We start from the raw sequence: 16,165 nt of genomic DNA on the forward strand, positions 1-16,165 counted from the left end.
GCAACTCCCGACTCGCGGTGCCGGAAGTCCCGACTCGCGGGGGTCACAGCGTGACTCGCGGGGCGGCTTCGGGCCACCTCGCCGGTGATGCCTCATTCGTTGAACGTTCAGCTCGCTCTCAACCACCCTCGCTACGGTCGCTCGTTGAAAGTTCAAATGTGAGGCGAGCACACGATTCGGGGGTTCCCGTGAAGCTGCGGACGTACTGGAAGCGCTACCTGCTCGGCGCGGTCGCGCTGGTGGTGGTGCTGGCGGTCGGCGGGCCGCTGTTCTACCCCAGGGTGATCGAGGGCGACGCGGCGGCGCCGCTCGCCGTGGGGACCGACCAGACCGCCGCGACCGGCGAGCTGGGCGGCACCTACACCGTGTCGGCCGGCTCCGAGTCCGGCTTCCGGGTGCACGAGATCCTGGGCGGGCAGAGCATCGACGCCGTGGGTCGGACCCGAGACGTCTCGGGCTCGGCCACCGTGAGCGGGTCGCAGGTCACCGCGGGCGACGTCACCGTGCAGCTCGCCACGGTGAAGAGCGACCAGGCGCGCCGCGACAACCAGTTCACGGGCACCATCATGAACGTGGCGGAGTACCCGACCGCCACGTTCCGGCTCACCGAGCCCGTGGACCTCGACGAGGGCTTCGCCGGCGGCGAGCGGGCGACGGCCGACGCCACCGGCGAGCTGACCGTGCGCGGCGTGAGCCGCCCGGTCACCTTCCCGCTCACCGCGAGCCGCAACGGCGCCGGGATCGACGTCTCCGGCTCCGTGCCGGTGACGTTCGCCGACTTCGGCGTGACGCCGCCGAGCATCGGCGACTTCGTGACCGTCGACCCGACGGGTCGGATCGAGTTCCTCCTCAAGCTGGCCCCGGCCGCCTGAGCGGGGACCTCAGGCGAGCTTCGCCCGCAGGCCGTCGATGCCGCCGGCGTAGACGCCCTGCGCGAAGGTCCGGTTCAGCTCCTCCTCCTGCCCCGCGTCCGCGTCGTACTCCGACCACCACTCGACGAAACTCTCGCCGGTGTCGGTGATCGGTGCGACGCGGACCGTCGACACGTAGCGACGGGCGTTGAACGGGTTCGCGCCGGTGAAGGCGTAGGTCAGCGTGCGGTCGGCGTCGTCCATCGAGAGCAGCTTCTCGTCGAACGGGTCGCCGCCGCCGGCGAGGGTGAGCCTGCGGACGGCCCCGACCGCCCCGTCGGTGCCCTCGACGATCTCGCTGTTCGCGATCGCGGGCAGGAACGCGGGCAGGTCGTTGAAGGCGCGCAGCAGCGGCCAGACCTTGTCGGCGGGCGCGGCGACGACTCCGCTGGCGTACGGACGCGGCATGGCTCAGTCCTCTCGGTGCAGGGCGTTCTTGAAGGCGCGGGTCTGCTCGACCAGCGCGGTCTCGGTGGGCAGGCGCTCCATGGAGGACGCGCCGTAGAACCCGTGGCAGGCCTTCGTCCGGCTCAGCACGTAGGCGGCGTCCTCCGGCATGGCGATCGGGCCGCCGTGGCAGAGGACCAGCACGTCGTCGCGCTCCTCGAGGGCTGCGGCGGACCACTCGTCGATCAGCGCGACGCAGTCGTCGAGCGACTTCGCGGTCTCCGCCCCGATGGAGCCGCCGGTGGTGAGCCCCATGTGGCAGACGACGGTGTCGGCGCCCGCCCGGGTCATGGCTCGGGCGTCGTCGACCGAGAAGACGTACGGCGTGGTCAGCAGGTCCTGCGCGCGGGCAGCGGCGACGAGGTCGACCTCCAGCCCGTACCCCATGCCCGTCTCCTCGAGGTTCACGCGGAACACGCCGTCGATCAGGCCGACGGTCGGGAAGTTCTGGATCCCGGCGAAGCCGAGGTCGGCCAGCTCGCGGAGGAAGCGGTCGGTGAGCATGAACGGGTCGGTGCCGTTGACGCCGGCCAGGACCGGCGTGTGCCGCACGACGGGCAGCACCTCGGCGGCCATCTCGACGACGACGTCGTTGGCGTTGCCGTAGGCGAGCAGTCCGGCGAGCGAGCCCCGCCCGGCCATCCGGTAGCGGCCGGAGTTGTAGATCACGATGAGGTCGATCCCGCCGGCCTCCTCGCACTTCGCCGACAGCCCGGTGCCCGCTCCCCCGCCGACGATCGGCTCGCCGCGGCGGGCCATGTCCCGGAACCGCTCCACCAGCTCCGCGCGGCGGAACCTCATGCCGTCACCTCCCGCCACGCGGCGACGACCGCGTCGGCGAACTCGGGATCGTTGATCGCCACCGGAACCTTCCGCAACACAGCGTGGCTGTCCAGTCCGGACTCCAGCGCGGCGAGCAGGGCCGCGTCGGCCTCCGTGTCGTGAAACGGCCGGCCGGGCACGTCGAGCAGTGACACCCCGCCGGTCGGGACGAGGAACAGCGCGGGCCCGGTGAAGGCGTTGATCTTGCGGGCGAGGAACTCCCCGATCGCGGCGTTCTCGTCCGGCGTGGTGCGCATGAGCGTGACCTGCGGGTTGTGCTCGTAGAAGAGGCGGTCGGCGAAGCGGGGCGGCACGGTGTCCCGTGCCCCGAAGTTGACCATGTCGACGGCGCCGACCGACCCGACGTACGGCACCCCGGTGCGGGCGATCGCGTCGAGCCGATCCTCCCCCGCCGCCATGACCCCGCCGACGAGCAGGTCGGCCACCTCGGTGGTGGTGAGGTCGAGGACGGACGAGACCAGGCCGTCGTCGACGAGCTTCTCCATCGCCTTCCCACCGGTGCCGGTCGCATGGAAGACCAACGGGTCCACCTCGGACCCCAGCCGTTCGACGACGGCGGTGACCAGCGGCGTCGTCACGCCGAACATGGTCAGCCCGACGGCCGGCCGGTCCTCCCCCGCCGGGATCTCGCGGGTCAGCGCCCCGGCGAGCATGTGCGCGGCGTTGCCGAGGACGAGCCGGGAGATGCGGTTCAGCCCGGCGACGTCCGTGACCGAGTAGAGCATCGCGATGTCCGCAGCGCCGACGTACGGCGCGGTGTCCCCGGACGCGACCGTCGACACCATCACCTTGGGCACGCCCACCGGCAGCGCGCGCATCGCGGGGGTGACCAGCGCGGTGCCGCCGGAGCCGCCGAGGCCGAGCACGCCACCGACCTCCCGGGCCGGCAGCCAGCGCTCGAGCGCGACGGCCATCGCCGCGACCGCGGTGCCCCGGTCGCCGGTGAAGACGGCGTCGACCCCGTCCGGGTGGGCGGCGGCGACCTCGGCGGCGGACACGTCCGCCCGCGCGGCGCCCTTGTCGGAGGTGGACACGTCCACCGAGGTCACGGCCAGGCCCGCGGCGCGGAGCAGCTCCGCGACGTGGCGCAGCTCCGCGCCCTTGGTGTCGTGCGTGCCGATCACGTACGCAGGACCCATCCCTGGAGTCCTACCGCACGATCACTCCTCGCGCAGCCGGTACTCGCCGCCGTGTCCCGCGACCTCGTGCAGGTCGTAGTGGTGGACGATCTTCGGCCCGCCGTGCAGGTGGACGTGGCGGACGACGGCCGGCGCCTCCTGCTCGGCCGGGCGGGTGCGGACCCGGCCGTCGAGCGGGCCGCCGACGAACCAGTAGGTGTCGCGCGGGGTCTCGTCGGCGGGGTCCGGCCGGGGCGTCCGGGCGGCGACCCAGTCGTCCCAGTCCTCCTCCGAGGCTGCGGGCATCCGGCCACGGTACGTGACCGTCCGGGGACGGCGCACGGCCGGCGGGATCACGCCGGGCACGACTCGCGGAGGACCACAGCCCGACTCGCGGGAGGCCACAGCGCGACTCGCGGGAGGGGGCGGGACACGGAACGGCCCCGCCACCGGGGCACGTCGGTGGCGGGGCCGGTTCGTCCGGTCGTGCGGGTCAGGCTGCGTCAGGCTGTGTCACGCCACGGCCTTGGCGCGCTTGCGCGCGTCCTTGGCGATCCCCTCGACGGCCTTGGCGCCGGCGGAGCCCGCGGTCGCGCCGGCCTCGGCGGCGCGGTGGGCGACGTCGCTGCCGAAGCGCGACACCTGCTCACCGGCGTGCGCGGCGAGCGCGGTCAGCTGGTCGACGTAGCCGGGGGCCTGCTTGCGGGCCTTCTTCGCGGCCTTGCGCGCGCTCTTCTCCCACTCGGCGCGCTTCTTGTCGGCCGCCTTCTCGAACTGGGCCCGCCTCTTCGACGCGGCCTTCGCCCACTCCTCGCCCTTCTGGTCGGCGAGCTTCTCCCAGGCCTTGCCGCGCTTGTCGAGCTCCTTCTGCCACTCCGCGCTGCGCTTGTCGACCTCCTTGCGCAGCGCCGCGCCGCGCTTCTCGGCCTTCTTCGCGGCCTTCGCGGCACGCTTCGACAGGTCGTCGCCCCACACCGACGCCTGGTCCGACGCGGTGGCGGCCCAGCCCGAGGCGCGGTCGGACGCCGTCGCGCCCAGGGCCGTGGCCGTGGCGCCGAGGGCGGCCGCACGCTCGGCCGCGGCGGAGCTCAGCTCCGCGGCCCGCGCCTTCACGACCGGCGCCTTCTCCGCGACGGTCGCGGACAGCGTGTCGGTCAGCGCCGACGCCTTGCCAGCCAGGTCCGACCCCGCCGGGCCGCCCGACCCGCCGATGCCCGAGACCAGCCCGGAGACCGAGTCGCCGGCGCTGTGCGCGGCGTCGGAGAGCGCCTCGGCCCGCTTCCCCAGCGCGACCGAGGCGGCCTCGGCGGCCCTGCGGCTGCGCCAGGCGACCGAGGGCTTGCCGTGGGTGTCGGCGGCGGCGATGAGCAGCCCGCCGAACAGGCTCACGTTCTTGAAGAAGTGGATCTGTTGGGCCTGCTTGGCCGCCGGGTCGCTCTCCTCCCAGAAGCGGTGCCCGGCCAGTGTGGTCGGGACGAGGGTCGCGGCCAGGACGGCCGACGAGGTCCGGGGCAGCTTCCCCAGCGCGAGCAGGGTGCCCGCGGCCACCTTGACGCCGCCCTCGACCTTCACCAGTGTCTCGTTGTCGGGGCGCTTCTCCAGCGGGGACAGTTGCACGGCCTTGTCGATCGCGGGCGCGGCGTAGTCCAGGACGGGCTTGGCGGCCTCGGCGTGCGCCCCGGGTTGGCGCAACGCGTTGATTCCGCCCGAGATGAAGATGGCGGCCAGCATGGGACGGGCCACACGACGCAACAGAGGCATGGGCCCGCGTTCCCCACGCGCGCGGGTGGCAAACACGGGTGCCGCTGGCGGGGGACCCCGACGTTCGGAATCATGCCGGGGTGGCGAGACACGCGATCGGACTGGACATCGGCGGCACCAAGGTCGCCGGCGCCGTGGTGGCCGAGGACGGGACGGTCGTCGACGAGCTGACCGAACCGACCCCGCAGACCTCGGACGCGCCGACCATGTCGCGCCTGCTGCTCGGCATGGTCGACTCGCTCCGCGGCCGGAACCCCGAGGTCCTGGCCGTGGGGGTCGGCGCCGCGGGCACGGTGGCCTGGCCGAGCGGGCGGATCCTGTGGGCGCCGAACAACGCCTACCGGGACTGGGCCGTGCGGGCCGAGATCGAGGAGGCGACGGGCCTGCCCGCGGTCGTCGACAACGACGCCAACGTGGCCGGGCTGGCCGAGGCCCGCCTCGGCGACACCCTCTACCAGGAGATGGTGCTGGTCACCGTCGGCACCGGGGTAGGCAGCGGCATCGTGCTGGGCGGGCACATCTACCGCGGCCCGCGCGGGCTCGGCGCCGAGCTGGGGCACATCATCGTGGACCCGAACGGCCCGGTGTGCGGCTGCGGCAACCGCGGCTGCCTCGAGTCGCTGGCCTCGGGCACCGCGTTGACCCGCACCGGGCGCGAGGCGGCCGCGGCGGAGCCCGACGGGCTCATCGCCAGGCTGGCCCGCGAGAAGAACGCCGAGGTCTCGGGGCAGATCGTCACGGAGGCGGCGCTGCAGGGCGACCCCACGGCGCGGCGGCTGTTCCAGACCCTGGCCCGCTGGCTGGGCATCGGCATCGCGTCGGTCACCACGATCTTCGAGCTCGACGCCGTGGTGATCGGCGGCGGCGTCGTCGACACGGGCGAGCTGCTGCTCGCCCCGCTGCGCGAGGCGGCCGCCGAGTTCGCCTACGCGAACACGGTCCGGCCCCTCGTCCCGGTGCTCCCGGGCACCTTCGGGAGCGCCGCGGGCAAGATCGGTGCCGCCCTCCTCGCACTGGACCACGCGGATGATCGGAGCACCCGTTAGCGTGACGGCGTGACCCTCCTCCTCGGCCCGGTCCTGCGGCACGTCGGTGAGACCACGGCGGTCGTGTGGGTGCAGACGGCACGCCCGGCCACCGTCGAGGTCCTGGGCAGCAGCGCGCGGACGTTCGAGGTCGCGGGGCACCACTTCGCGCTCGTCGTGGTGACCGGGCTGGAGCCCGACGCGCGGATCCCGTACGAGGTGCACGTCGACGGCGAGCGCGCCTGGCCGCTGCCGCACAGCCCGTTCCCGCCGAGCGTGATCCCCACCCGCGGGCCGCGCACCGCCGGGCGGGCGCGGATCGTGTTCGGGTCCTGCCGGTACGTCAAGCTCTCGGACCGGAAGCTGGCCGCGCTCTACGGCCTCGACGCCCTCGACGCCTACTCGGCGCGGATGGCGGGCCGCCCCGCCGAGGAGTGGCCGTCGGCGCTGCTGCTGCTCGGCGACCAGGTCTACGCCGACGAGCTCACCCCGCAGACCCGCCGCCGGATCGCCGGCCGCCGGGACCGGCACCCCGACTGGCCGGACGACGAGATCGTGGGCTTCGACGAGTACGTCGGCCTCTACCGGGACTCCTGGATCGACCCGGAGATCCGCTGGGTCATGTCCACCGTGCCGACGGCGATGATCTTCGACGACCACGACGTGCGGGACGACTGGAACACGTCGGCGACCTGGCGCGCGGAGATGGCGCGCACGCCGTGGTGGCAGGACCGCATCCGCTCGGCGCTGGCCTCCTACTGGGTCTACCAGCACCTCGGCAACCTCTCGCCGGACGAGCTGGCCGCCGACCCGGACTGGACGAAGGTGCAAGCCGCGGAGGGCGACGTCTGGCCGCTGCTGGTGGACCTCGCCGACCGCGCCGACGCCGAGGTCGACGGCAGCAAGGGCCTGCGCTTCAGCTTCCGCTGGGACATGGGCCGCAGCCGGCTGGTGATGATCGACTCGCGCAACGCCCGGATCCTCGACGGCGACGAGCACCTCATGCTCGGCGAACGCGAGTTCGCGTGGGTGGAGGAGCAGGCGACCGCTCCGACCCCCGACGGGCAGGACGTGGACCACCTGCTGTTCGGCACGTCCGTGCCCTGGCTGCTCGCCCCGGCGCTGGGCGACCTGGAGACGGTCAACGAGATCGCCGCGGCGCGCCCGGGGCTGCGCGGCCGGATCGGCGAGGCGGTCCGGCAGGCGGCGGACATGGAGCACTGGCCGGCGTTCCGGGCGTCGTTCGACCGCCTGGCCGAGCTGGTCGGGCGGGCGGCCCGCGGGGCGGCCCCGCAGCCGCCGGCGACCGTGACGGTAGTGTCCGGTGACGTGCACCACAGCTACACGGCTCGGGCGGAGCTGCCCGGCGTGCCCGCGGGCGCGGCGCGCGTCCACCAGGTCGTCTGCTCCCCGGTGCACAACCACGTGCCGGGGGCCATCCGGGCCGCGTTCCGGCTCGCCTGGTCGAAGCCCGCCGCCGCGTGGGCCCGGGCGTGGGCCGCGCACCACGGTGCCCCGGCTCCGGGGCCGAGCTGGGACCGGGTCGGCTCCCCCCTGTTCGGCAACCACATCGCGACCCTGCTCGTCGACGGCCGGCACGCCGAGGTGATCTTCGAGAAGCCGCGGTCGGCCTCGGTGCTCGACGAGCGGGCCCGCGTCACCCTCAGCGCGGAGGATCACGCATGAGCACGCTCGGACACCCGGGACCCGGGGCGGTCCCGCTGCGCGGCGACGAGCCGCCGGAGACGGACGGCACCGGCGCACTGGCCGGGCAGACCGTGGTGCTGCGGCCCACCGAGCCGCGGCACGTCGGCGAGTTCCTGCAGATCCTGCAGCACCCCGAGGTCGAGCGGTGGTGGGCCGGCTACGACCTCGAGCGCGTGCGCCGGGAGCTGCTGGGGCCGCACTGCTACGCGGTCGAGGCGTACCGCGAGACCGTCGGGCTGATCATGTTCCACGAGGAGGAGGACCCCGACTACCGGCACGCGGGCATCGACGTCGCGCTGCACCCGGACGCCCACGGGCAGGGGCTCGGGGCCGACGCCGTGCGCACGCTCGCCCGGCACCTGTTCGACGTGCGCGGGCACCACCGGATCGTCATCGACCCCGCCGCGACGAACGAGCGGGCCATCCGCAGCTACGAGCGCGTGGGGTTCCGGCGGGTCGGCGTGATGCGCGAGTACGAGCGCAGCCCGGACGGCACCTGGCACGACGGCCTGCTCATGGACCTGCTCCCCGGGGACCTGTAGCGAGCGCGGCCAGGCCGCTCACCAGCAGCTCGAGGCCGAACCGGAACCGCTCTTCGTCCGTGCCCGAGGTGAGGTGGGGCAGCAGCGAGACGAAGGTCGGGAACCGGTCGGCCGGCAGCGCGGCGAAGAACTCCTGCAACTGCCGGGCCTGGTCGTCCCACTGCCCGTGTCCCTCCTCCCGCTGCGCCCGCATCGAGCCCTCGACGGCGCTCGCGCTGACGTACAGCCCCACGACGTCCGCCGACCAGGCGACCGCCTGCTCCGGGACGCCACCGAGGCGCAGCAGCCGCATGGTCGTCTCGGTGACGCGCAGCGCGTTCGGCCCGAGCGGGACCGACCCGAGCGCGGCGCGGGCGATGTCCCGGTAGCGCATCAGCGCCGCCCGCGAGTCGATCCACAGCTGCGTGAGCTGCTCCCGCCAGCGCTCCGGGTCCGGCTCGGGCAGCGGGATCTCGGCGGCGACCTCGTCGAACAGCAGCTCAACGAGCTCGTCCTTGTTCGCGACGTGCGCGTAGAGCGACGCCGCGCCGGTCGACAGCTCGGTCGCGACGCGGCGCATGCTCACCCCGTCGATGCCCTCCTTGCGCAGCACCCCCATCGCGGCCTCGACGATCGCCTCCCGCGACAGGGAGCGCCGCACCGGCTGCTTGCGCGGGGTGCGCCAGGGTGGCTCGGGCAGGTCGTGCTCCACAGTTCCGATTCTATTTGACACGAACACTGTTCGTGAGTAGAACACCGTTCGTTCCGAACAGTGTTCGCCGAGAGGGAACCGTGGAGACGCTCTACCGATGGCGCTGGCTCGCGCTCGTCGCCGTGCTGATCGCCGAGATCATGGACCTGCTGGACGCGACGATCGTCGGCGTCGCGGCGCCGTCGATCGAGCGCGACCTCGGCGGCGGGTCGACGACGATCCAGTGGGTCGCAGCGGGCTACACGCTCGCCTACGCGGTCGGGCTGGTCACGGGCGCGCGGTTGGGCGACCTGCTCGGGCGGCGCCGCGTCTTCCTGGCCGGGCTCGCCGGGTTCGTCGTCGCCTCCGCCCTGTGCGGCCTGGCGACGACGCCGGGCACGCTGATCACCTTCCGGGTGCTGCAGGGACTGTGCGGGGCCGTGCTGATCCCGCAGGGCTTCGGCATCGTGCGGACGGCGTTCCCGCCCGCGGAGCTGGGGAAGGCGTTCGGGGCCTTCGGGCCCGCGATCGGGCTGTCGGCGGTGGCCGGGCCGATCGTGGCCGGAGCGCTCGTCGCCGGCGACGTGGCCGGGCTCGGTTGGCGCGCGGTCTTCCTGGTCAACGTGCCGATCGGGCTCGCCGGGCTGGGGCTGGCGTGGGCGGTGCTCCCGGACTCCCGGGCCGAGGACGTGCCGGGCGGGGTCCGTTCGCTGGACCTCGGCGGGATGCTGCTGGTCGGGCTCGGCCTGGCCGTGGCCGTCGTCCCGCTGGTGCAGGGCCGGGAGCTCGGCCGGCCGGCGTGGGCGGTCGCGCTGCCCGTCGCGGCCGTCCCGCTGCTCGCCCTGTTCGGGTGGCACCAGGTGCGACGCGCGCGGGCCGGCCGTCCGCCGCTGGTCGAGCCCGGGCTCTTCCGCATCCGGGCGTTCACCGGCGGCACGGTCGTCGGGCTGGTGTTCTTCGCCGCGATGACGGGCCTCGTCCTGGTACTGGGCCTCTACCTGCAGCTCGAGCTCGGCTTCGGCCCGCTGCAGGCCGGCCTGACCCAGGCGCCCTGGGCTCTCGGGGTGGCGGCCGGGTCGGTGCTCGGCGCGGGCGTGCTCGCCCCGCGGCTCGGTCGGGGCGCGATCCAGCTGGGCGCCGGCGTGATGACCCTCGGCGTCCTGGGCGTGCTCCTCACGCTCGGGTTCGCCCCGGTCACGGGGTGGACGCTGGCCCCGGCGCTGGTCGTCTGCGGCGTCGGGATGGGCGTGCTGCTCGCGCCCTTCTTCGACATCGTGCTGGCGGGCGTCGACGGGCCGCTGGTCGGCTCGGCCTCGGGCGTGCTCAACGCCGTCCAGCAGCTCGGCGCCGCGGTCGGCGTGGCCACGCTGGGCACCGTGTGGTTCCAGGTGGCGGCCGGCTCGGGCATGACCGCCGGCTTCCGGGTCGTGCTGATCGCGGGCGCGGTGACGACCGTGGTGGCCGGCGCGCTCACCGTGCTGCTCCCGCGGCGCGCCGCGGCCCCGGAGAAGACACCGGAGGCGGCGCCGGAACCCGCGCCGGCCTGACCTCAGAAGGGGGTGGCGGCGAGCCAGGCGTCGAAGGCGGCGGGCTCGCCGAACACCTGCAGCCGGGGGTCGTCGGCAGGCAGCCGGCGCAGGGTGGCGAGGTAGAGGACGGTGGCGGGCCCGCGGACGGCGACGGTGCCCTTCGCGTGCCCGTGCTCCCAGGCGATCCCGGCCCGCTCGCCGGAGCCGTCGGGGCGGACCGTCCACTCCCCCGCCGGACCCAGGTCGCCGTCCGTGGCGTGCAGGTGCAGCGTGACGCCCGCGGGCAGCAGCTCCCGGCCGCGCCGGGCGGCGACGAGGTCGAGCCACTCGGACAGCCCGTCGGCCGCGAGCGCGGGCACGAGGTCGCTGTCCTGCCCCAGCGCGAGCTGCGCGTCGGCGCGGTGCGCCGTCTCCTCGTGCAGCCGGCGGCGGATCCACCAGGCCGCGGGCTTCGGTCCGGTGAAGGTCCACGCCGGGGCGTCCGGACCGACCGCGTCGACGGCGTCGAGCACGGCCCGGGCGCTCTCGCGCAGCCACACCACCGTCCCGTCGAGGTCGGCGGGCGGCTTCCCGCCCGGGACCTGCCGGGGATCGAGGGCCTCCGTCACCCGCTCGGTGATCATCGTGGCGGCCCAGCGGTGGCCGCGTCCGACGTGACGGAGCAGCTGGGTCAGCGTCCAGCCCGGGCAGGTCGGGATCTCCGTGGCGTGGTCGGCGGTGCGCACGAGCTCGGCCAACCGCGCGTTCTCGTCGAGGAGGGCGGCCCGGACGTCGAGCTCGGTGAGGGCGGCGTCGCTGCTCATGTCCGGAACCTAACCCACGCCGACGGGCCGGCGGGCCCCACGCTCACGAGGGGATTCCCGGCGCGCAGGCATGATCCGTGATCGCCGTGGGTAAGCGATCGACATGGCGCCCGAGCATCACGACTGGACGCGCCACGGCGCGGGACGATCCCTGCTGTGGTGGCCGCTCTCCTCGTTCGTGCTCATGGCGGTCTTCCCCGACGCCGGCATCCTGCCGATCGTGCTGTCCGGCCTCGCCCTCGCGCTCGTCGGCGTCACGGGCACGGTGGCCGCCCGGATGCTGCGCCGCCGGCTCCGGGCCCGGCGCGCGGAAGGCGCCCCGGCAGCGCTGTCCGCTGCGGTCGGCGACGTGGTCGACGAGGCCGTGGAGACGGTCGAGGAGGCGGTCGAGTCGGTCGTCGAGCCGGTCGCGGGGCGCCGCGCGGCGTGAGGCCGCCCCGGTCAGCACGTGCTGTCCGCGGAGAGTGACCACGAGGACGATCCGGGCGGCACCCGGATAATCACCGTGATGGCATTCACACCACCCCGACGCGAGTTCCGGCGCGGGCAGTGATCGATCACGGCACGATCACATCACCCGACCGGGCAGCGCTCGCCCGGATGCCGCACGCCTGGCGTTCACCGCCTGTTTAACCCGATCGAGTGGCGTGTCGAGAACGTCGCACCCTCTTTCCCGTTCGCGCTTTAGGCGAGATACGCGGTGCGCAATAGCGGACCGCGTCCCCGGAGAAGGAGAAGCAGATGGACTTCCTGGCTCTGCTGCCGCTCGGTGGCGGTCCGAAGAAGCCGAAGAAGCACGACAAGTGCTCGCACTCCAAGAAGTCGTGGAGCAAGTCGCACGGCAAGAAGAAGGACAAGAAGCACGGGCACAAGTGACCCGGGTGCACTGAGCGCGATGTACGTGCGGCGGCCCCTCCCGCGCTGCGGTGGGAGGGGCCGCCGTCGTCTCCCGGCCCTGCCGTCCACCCGATCTTCTCGCCCCACGTTCCGGCCCCCGCATTCCCCCGTTCTCCCCCGGACCACCGGAGGCACGTGAAGATGCCGTCCCCCACCGCCCGGCACCGCGCGACGCGGCGCGGTGCCCACCGAACCGCCCGGCCCGTCGCCGAGACCGCCGAGACCGCCGAGACCGCCGAGACCGCCGAGCCGACCCCGGTCCCCGTCCCGGAACCACTCCTGGAACCGGTGCCCGAGCCGACGCCCGGATCGTTCCCGGCCGTGGCCGTGGAGCCGATCCGCGAGGCTCCCACCAGCACCGATGCCGTCGCCGTCGCCGAGGACGTCACGGCCGGCGACAGCGCTCCCCTGCGCAGCACCGCCGACACCCTGCTGCCCGAGGCGCCCCACCTCACCGTCCGGCAGATCTTCCGCCGGTTCTGGCCCTACACCGTGGGCTTCCGCGGCCGCTTCGCGCTCGGCCTCGTCCTCTCCGCGCTCAGCCCGCTCACGATCGCCGCCAGCCTGTGGCTGTTCATGATCCTGATCGACGACGTGCTGACCCCGCAGGACTACGCGTTGCTGCCCTGGGTGATCGGCGCCTATCTCGCCGTCTCCGTCGTCGGTGCGGTGATCGACTATTTCGACTCGTACGTCGCCGCGTGGGTCGGTGAACGATTCGTCCTCGTCCTGCGCACCCGCGTGTTCGCACATCTGCAGCGGCTCTCGCTCGGATTCTTCGAACGGCGCCAACTCGGCGACGTGATGTCGCGGTTGTCGAGTGACATCGGCGCGATCGAGGAACTGGTGCTGACGGGTGTCGCGATGGCCGTGACGTACGGCGTCCAGGTGATCGTCTTCACGACGCTGCTCTTCTATCTCAACTGGCAGCTGGCGTTGATCGCGATCGCGGCGGCGCCGGTGTTCGGCCTGGCGTCCCGGTTCTTCGCACGCCGGATCAAGGCCGCGTCCCGGGAGAAGCGGCGGCGCACCGGCGGGATCGCGGCCGTGGCCGAGGAGAGCCTCGGCAACGTCGCCCTCGTGCAGGCCTACGGCCGGCAGGCGAGCGAGACGGAGCGCTTCCACCGGGAGAGCCGCGGCGCCTTCGCCGCGCAGATGGTGGCCGTGCGGCTCAAGTCGCTGTTCGGGCCGCTGGTCGGGATGCTCGAGGTCGTCGGGGTGCTGACCGTCCTCGGCGTCGGGATCTGGCAGATGGCCCGCGGCAACCTGACCCTCGGTGGACTGCTCGTGTTCACCGGCTACCTGAGCCAGCTGTTCGGCCCGGTCCGGGGCTTCGGCGAGATGGGCAACACGATCTACGCCGCGGCGGCCGGTGCCGAGCGCGTGATCGAGCTGCTGGACGAGAAGCCGCAGGTCACCGACCGGCCCGACCCGGTGCGGATCGAGCGGGCCCGCGGCGACCTGCGCCTCGAGGACGTCACCTTCACCTACCCGGGCACGACCGAACCCGCCCTGGAGCAGGTCTCGATCCTCGTCCCGCGCGGGCACACCGTGGCGGTGGTCGGCCCCAGCGGAGCCGGCAAGACCACGTTGACCAAGCTCCTGCTGCGCTTCTACGACCCGGACGCCGGTTCCGTGGTGCTCGACGGCCACGACCTGCGCGAGCTGGCCCTGGCCGACGTCCGGCGCAACGTCGCGGCGCTGCTGCAGGAGACGCTCGTGTTCGACGGCACCGTGCGCGACAACATCCTGTGGGGCCGGCCCGACGCGAGCGAGGCCGAGATCGTCGAGGCCGCCCGGGCCGCCGACGCGCACGAGTTCATCACCGCCCTGCCCGACGGCTACGACACCCGGGTCGGCCAGCGCGGCCGGCTGCTCTCCGGCGGCCAGCGGCAGCGGCTGGCGATCGCGCGGGCGATGGTCCGCGACGCGCCCGTGCTGATCCTCGACGAGCCGACGACGGGCCTCGACGCCGGCGCCACCGAGCGCGTCCTCACACCGCTGCGCCGGCTGATGGAGGGCCGCACCACCCTCGTGATCAGCCACAACCTGCTCACGGTGACCGACGCCGACCAGATCGTCTACCTCGAGGACGGCCGGATCACCGCCTCCGGGCGGCACCGCGAGCTGCTCACCCGCAGCCCCGGCTACGCCGAGCTGTACCGGCTGCACCACCCGGGCGCCGAGCCCATGGCCGAGCACCTGCCCGCCGCCCTGCGCCACGCGTTCGACGAGCTCGACGAGGACGGCTGCGACGGGTACGACGAGTACGGGGACCACGAGGACCGCTTCGAGGACGACCTCGACGCCGACCTCGCCGCCCTGCAGACCGCCTCCTGGCCCGCCGACCCGTGGGCCGAGACCACGCTGCTGCCGACCTTCCGCACGCCGGGCGCGCACGTCGGGCTCTCCGAGCTCGCCCCGCTCTCGGGCCCGGAGGCGCTGTCCCGCTGGGCACTGCCCGCGCGCCGGACGGCGGTGGCCGAGCAGCTGTCGGCCCTGGTGGCGGAGCCCACATCCGGACCGGACGCCGCACCCACCGAGCGTTTCACCGCCGTCACCGGAGCCTCCGAGGTGCCCGGCGGGCGCCACCGCGCGAGGATCGACCGCGTGGGGTTCGACGGTGCGGGGGTCGAGGACGTGCGGGGCGTGCAGGCGGGCGCCCTCGGCACGGTGGGGACGGACGGGATGAACGGCACGGACGGACCGGTGGACGTGGACGCGCTGGCCGATGCCTACGGCGAGCGCACCGGCTGGAGCGTGCGCCACGGCGGTCCGCGATGAGCGACCGTCGCGGCGCCCGGCGCGGGGCCGCGCGATGAGTGCCGCCGCCGTGGAGCCGGATCCGCACGCGGGTCCGGCTCCCGGCACCCTCCGCGAGGTGGGGACCCGCAGCACGACCCGCGGGACCGACGAGCCGGCGACCGGCCTCGACGGCCCGCCCCCGCTGGCGCCCGGCCGGGAGGTCGCGCCGGGCTACAGCGTGGTCCAGCACCTGCGGCGCGGCGAGGACTACGACACGTACGACACGTGGAGCGCCGTGCACCACTGCCACACGGTGGCGAAGGTGCTCCGGCCGGACCTCGTGGGCGACGCCCGCACCCGCCGGGGACTGCTGCGCGAGGCCAAGCTGCTCCGCTCGCTGCGGCACCCGTACATCGTGCGGCTGCTCGACCTGGTCGACGAGCGCGGCCCCGCCCCGGTCATGGTGCTGGAGTCGCTGCCCGGCGGGACCCTGTCCGACGCGCTGGACAGCTACGGCCGCTTCCCGGAGGCGGCGCTCGCGCACCTGGGCCAGCAGCTCGGCGCCGCCCTGCGGTACCTGCACGAGCAGGGCCGGGTGCACTGCGACGTGAAGCCCAGCAACATCGTCGTCAGCGCCGGGGTGACCCGTGTGATCGACCTGGCGCTCGCCCGCACGCCCGGTCCGGCCCCGGCCGAGGTCGGCAGCGCCCGGTACATGGCACCCGAGCAGATCCTCGGTGGGGTCGTCACGCCCGCCACGGACGTCTGGGCGGTCGGCGTGGTCCTGCACGAGGCCGCGACCGGCGTCCGCCCCTTCCCCGACGGCGTCGCCGACCCGGAGCAGACCGGCTCGCACAGCCTCTCCCGCACCGACTCGACCCACCCACGCGCCGACCTGGGCCGGCTCTACCCGCAGCTGCTCAAGCCGGCGCCCCGGCTCCGGTCCCGGCGGCGGCTCCCGGTGCGCGTGGCGAGCGTCCTGGACGGCTGCCTGCTCGCCGACCCCACCTCCCGGCCCACTCTCGCCGAAGTGCACACCGCGCTCGACACCCTGCTGTGAGCGCCAACCGCCGCTAGGAGGGTGCTGAACTAAGCCCGCTTGGCGCGGTTGGACGTTGGACTCGCGGGAGCATGCGCGTAAACGGCGTTTATGCGCTCGGGTTGGGG

General features: G+C 74.1%; 16 protein-coding genes. 9 read left to right on the forward strand and 7 right to left on the reverse strand.

Annotated elements, in window-relative coordinates:
- Window positions 1-188 precede the first annotated feature (188 nt).
- Window positions 189-872, forward strand: a complete 684-nt coding sequence (locus tag AB0B41_RS23385) for a YceI family protein (protein WP_358206683.1) — start codon at window positions 189-191, stop codon at window positions 870-872.
- A 9-nt stretch (window positions 873-881) separates the two neighbouring features.
- Here the strand turns inward: AB0B41_RS23385 and AB0B41_RS23390 are convergent, their stop codons facing one another.
- From AB0B41_RS23390 to AB0B41_RS23410, 5 genes are all read right to left on the reverse strand, one after another.
- The gene (locus tag AB0B41_RS23390; RefSeq protein ID WP_358206685.1) at window positions 882-1,319 is read right to left on the reverse strand and encodes an SRPBCC family protein; all 438 of its coding nucleotides are present in this window, start codon (window positions 1,317-1,319) and stop codon (window positions 882-884) included.
- Between the two features lie 3 nt (window positions 1,320-1,322).
- On the reverse strand, window positions 1,323-2,159 hold the full coding sequence (locus AB0B41_RS23395; protein ID WP_358206688.1) for a phosphoenolpyruvate hydrolase family protein: 837 nt from the start codon (window positions 2,157-2,159) through the stop codon (window positions 1,323-1,325).
- Window positions 2,156-3,340, reverse strand: a complete 1,185-nt coding sequence (locus tag AB0B41_RS23400; protein WP_358206690.1) for a Tm-1-like ATP-binding domain-containing protein — start codon at window positions 3,338-3,340, stop codon at window positions 2,156-2,158. Before AB0B41_RS23400 ends, AB0B41_RS23395 begins: the two co-directional genes overlap by 4 nt.
- A 21-nt stretch (window positions 3,341-3,361) precedes the next feature.
- Window positions 3,362-3,625 (reverse strand): hypothetical protein, encoded by a 264-nt coding sequence (locus tag AB0B41_RS23405; protein ID WP_358206692.1) that lies wholly within the window; start codon window positions 3,623-3,625, stop codon window positions 3,362-3,364.
- A 207-nt stretch (window positions 3,626-3,832) separates the two neighbouring features.
- A complete protein-coding gene (locus tag AB0B41_RS23410) occupies window positions 3,833-5,062 on the reverse strand; it encodes a DoxX family protein (RefSeq protein ID WP_358206695.1) in 1,230 nt (409 codons plus the stop codon).
- Between the two features lie 98 nt (window positions 5,063-5,160).
- On the opposite strand from AB0B41_RS23410, the gene AB0B41_RS23415 reads away from it, so the two are divergent.
- The 3 genes from AB0B41_RS23415 to AB0B41_RS23425 are packed head-to-tail and all read left to right on the forward strand — an operon-like array spanning window position 5,161 to window position 8,354.
- Window positions 5,161-6,126 carry an ROK family protein gene (locus tag AB0B41_RS23415; protein ID WP_358206697.1) on the forward strand — a complete coding sequence of 322 codons (966 nt, stop codon included), beginning with the start codon at window positions 5,161-5,163 and terminating at the stop codon, window positions 6,124-6,126.
- A gap of 9 nt (window positions 6,127-6,135) precedes the next feature.
- Complete coding sequence (locus AB0B41_RS23420) at window positions 6,136-7,791, forward strand: alkaline phosphatase D family protein (RefSeq protein WP_358206699.1); 1,656 nt, start codon at window positions 6,136-6,138, stop codon at window positions 7,789-7,791.
- Window positions 7,788-8,354 (forward strand): GNAT family protein, encoded by a 567-nt coding sequence (locus AB0B41_RS23425; RefSeq protein ID WP_358206702.1) that lies wholly within the window; start codon window positions 7,788-7,790, stop codon window positions 8,352-8,354. The genes AB0B41_RS23420 and AB0B41_RS23425 overlap by 4 nt, the downstream gene beginning before the upstream one ends.
- On the opposite strand, the gene AB0B41_RS23430 is transcribed toward AB0B41_RS23425, so the two are convergent.
- The gene (locus AB0B41_RS23430) at window positions 8,326-9,045 is read right to left on the reverse strand and encodes a TetR/AcrR family transcriptional regulator (RefSeq protein ID WP_358206704.1); all 720 of its coding nucleotides are present in this window, start codon (window positions 9,043-9,045) and stop codon (window positions 8,326-8,328) included. The two genes, AB0B41_RS23425 and AB0B41_RS23430, sit on opposite strands and share 29 nt — an antisense overlap.
- An 80-nt stretch (window positions 9,046-9,125) precedes the next feature.
- Between AB0B41_RS23430 and AB0B41_RS23435 the strand changes: the two genes are divergently transcribed.
- A complete protein-coding gene (locus AB0B41_RS23435) occupies window positions 9,126-10,571 on the forward strand; it encodes an MFS transporter (protein WP_358206707.1) in 1,446 nt (481 codons plus the stop codon).
- Between the two features lie 2 nt (window positions 10,572-10,573).
- On the opposite strand, the gene AB0B41_RS23440 is transcribed toward AB0B41_RS23435, so the two are convergent.
- On the reverse strand, window positions 10,574-11,356 hold the full coding sequence (locus AB0B41_RS23440) for a maleylpyruvate isomerase family mycothiol-dependent enzyme (protein ID WP_358206709.1): 783 nt from the start codon (window positions 11,354-11,356) through the stop codon (window positions 10,574-10,576).
- 103 nt (window positions 11,357-11,459) lie between these two features.
- Here AB0B41_RS23440 and AB0B41_RS23445 point away from each other — a divergent pair, with 103 nt between their 5' ends.
- The 4 genes from AB0B41_RS23445 to AB0B41_RS23460 all read left to right on the forward strand — a co-directional run bounded on the left by AB0B41_RS23445 (window position 11,460) and on the right by AB0B41_RS23460 (window position 16,058).
- A complete protein-coding gene (locus tag AB0B41_RS23445; protein ID WP_358206711.1) occupies window positions 11,460-11,786 on the forward strand; it encodes a hypothetical protein in 327 nt (108 codons plus the stop codon).
- A 311-nt stretch (window positions 11,787-12,097) separates the two neighbouring features.
- The gene (locus tag AB0B41_RS23450) at window positions 12,098-12,232 is read left to right on the forward strand and encodes a hypothetical protein (protein WP_358206713.1); all 135 of its coding nucleotides are present in this window, start codon (window positions 12,098-12,100) and stop codon (window positions 12,230-12,232) included.
- Between the two features lie 162 nt (window positions 12,233-12,394).
- The gene (locus tag AB0B41_RS23455; protein WP_358206720.1) at window positions 12,395-15,037 is read left to right on the forward strand and encodes an ABC transporter ATP-binding protein; all 2,643 of its coding nucleotides are present in this window, start codon (window positions 12,395-12,397) and stop codon (window positions 15,035-15,037) included.
- Between the two features lie 97 nt (window positions 15,038-15,134).
- A complete protein-coding gene (locus AB0B41_RS23460; RefSeq protein WP_358206716.1) occupies window positions 15,135-16,058 on the forward strand; it encodes a serine/threonine-protein kinase in 924 nt (307 codons plus the stop codon).
- Window positions 16,059-16,165 lie beyond the last annotated feature (107 nt).

This window comes from Pseudonocardia sp. NPDC049154 (assembly GCF_040648315.1).
Classification (GTDB): domain Bacteria; phylum Actinomycetota; class Actinomycetes; order Mycobacteriales; family Pseudonocardiaceae; genus Pseudonocardia.

What these genes read in the sequence shown, in the direction of transcription:
- AB0B41_RS23395 (WP_358206688.1), bottom strand. Translation starts at nt 2,159, where the DNA reads ATGAGGTTCCGCCGCGCGGAGCTGGTGGAGCGGTTCCGGGACATGGCC.
- AB0B41_RS23445 (WP_358206711.1), top strand. Translation starts at nt 11,460, where the DNA reads ATGGCGCCCGAGCATCACGACTGGACGCGCCACGGCGCGGGACGATCC.
- AB0B41_RS23400 (WP_358206690.1), bottom strand. Translation starts at nt 3,340, where the DNA reads ATGGGTCCTGCGTACGTGATCGGCACGCACGACACCAAGGGCGCGGAG.
- AB0B41_RS23425 (WP_358206702.1), top strand. Translation starts at nt 7,788, where the DNA reads ATGAGCACGCTCGGACACCCGGGACCCGGGGCGGTCCCGCTGCGCGGC.
- AB0B41_RS23450 (WP_358206713.1), top strand. Translation starts at nt 12,098, where the DNA reads ATGGACTTCCTGGCTCTGCTGCCGCTCGGTGGCGGTCCGAAGAAGCCG.
- AB0B41_RS23405 (WP_358206692.1), bottom strand. Translation starts at nt 3,625, where the DNA reads ATGCCCGCAGCCTCGGAGGAGGACTGGGACGACTGGGTCGCCGCCCGG.
- AB0B41_RS23455 (WP_358206720.1), top strand. Translation starts at nt 12,395, where the DNA reads ATGCCGTCCCCCACCGCCCGGCACCGCGCGACGCGGCGCGGTGCCCAC.
- AB0B41_RS23440 (WP_358206709.1), bottom strand. Translation starts at nt 11,356, where the DNA reads ATGAGCAGCGACGCCGCCCTCACCGAGCTCGACGTCCGGGCCGCCCTC.
- AB0B41_RS23390 (WP_358206685.1), bottom strand. Translation starts at nt 1,319, where the DNA reads ATGCCGCGTCCGTACGCCAGCGGAGTCGTCGCCGCGCCCGCCGACAAG.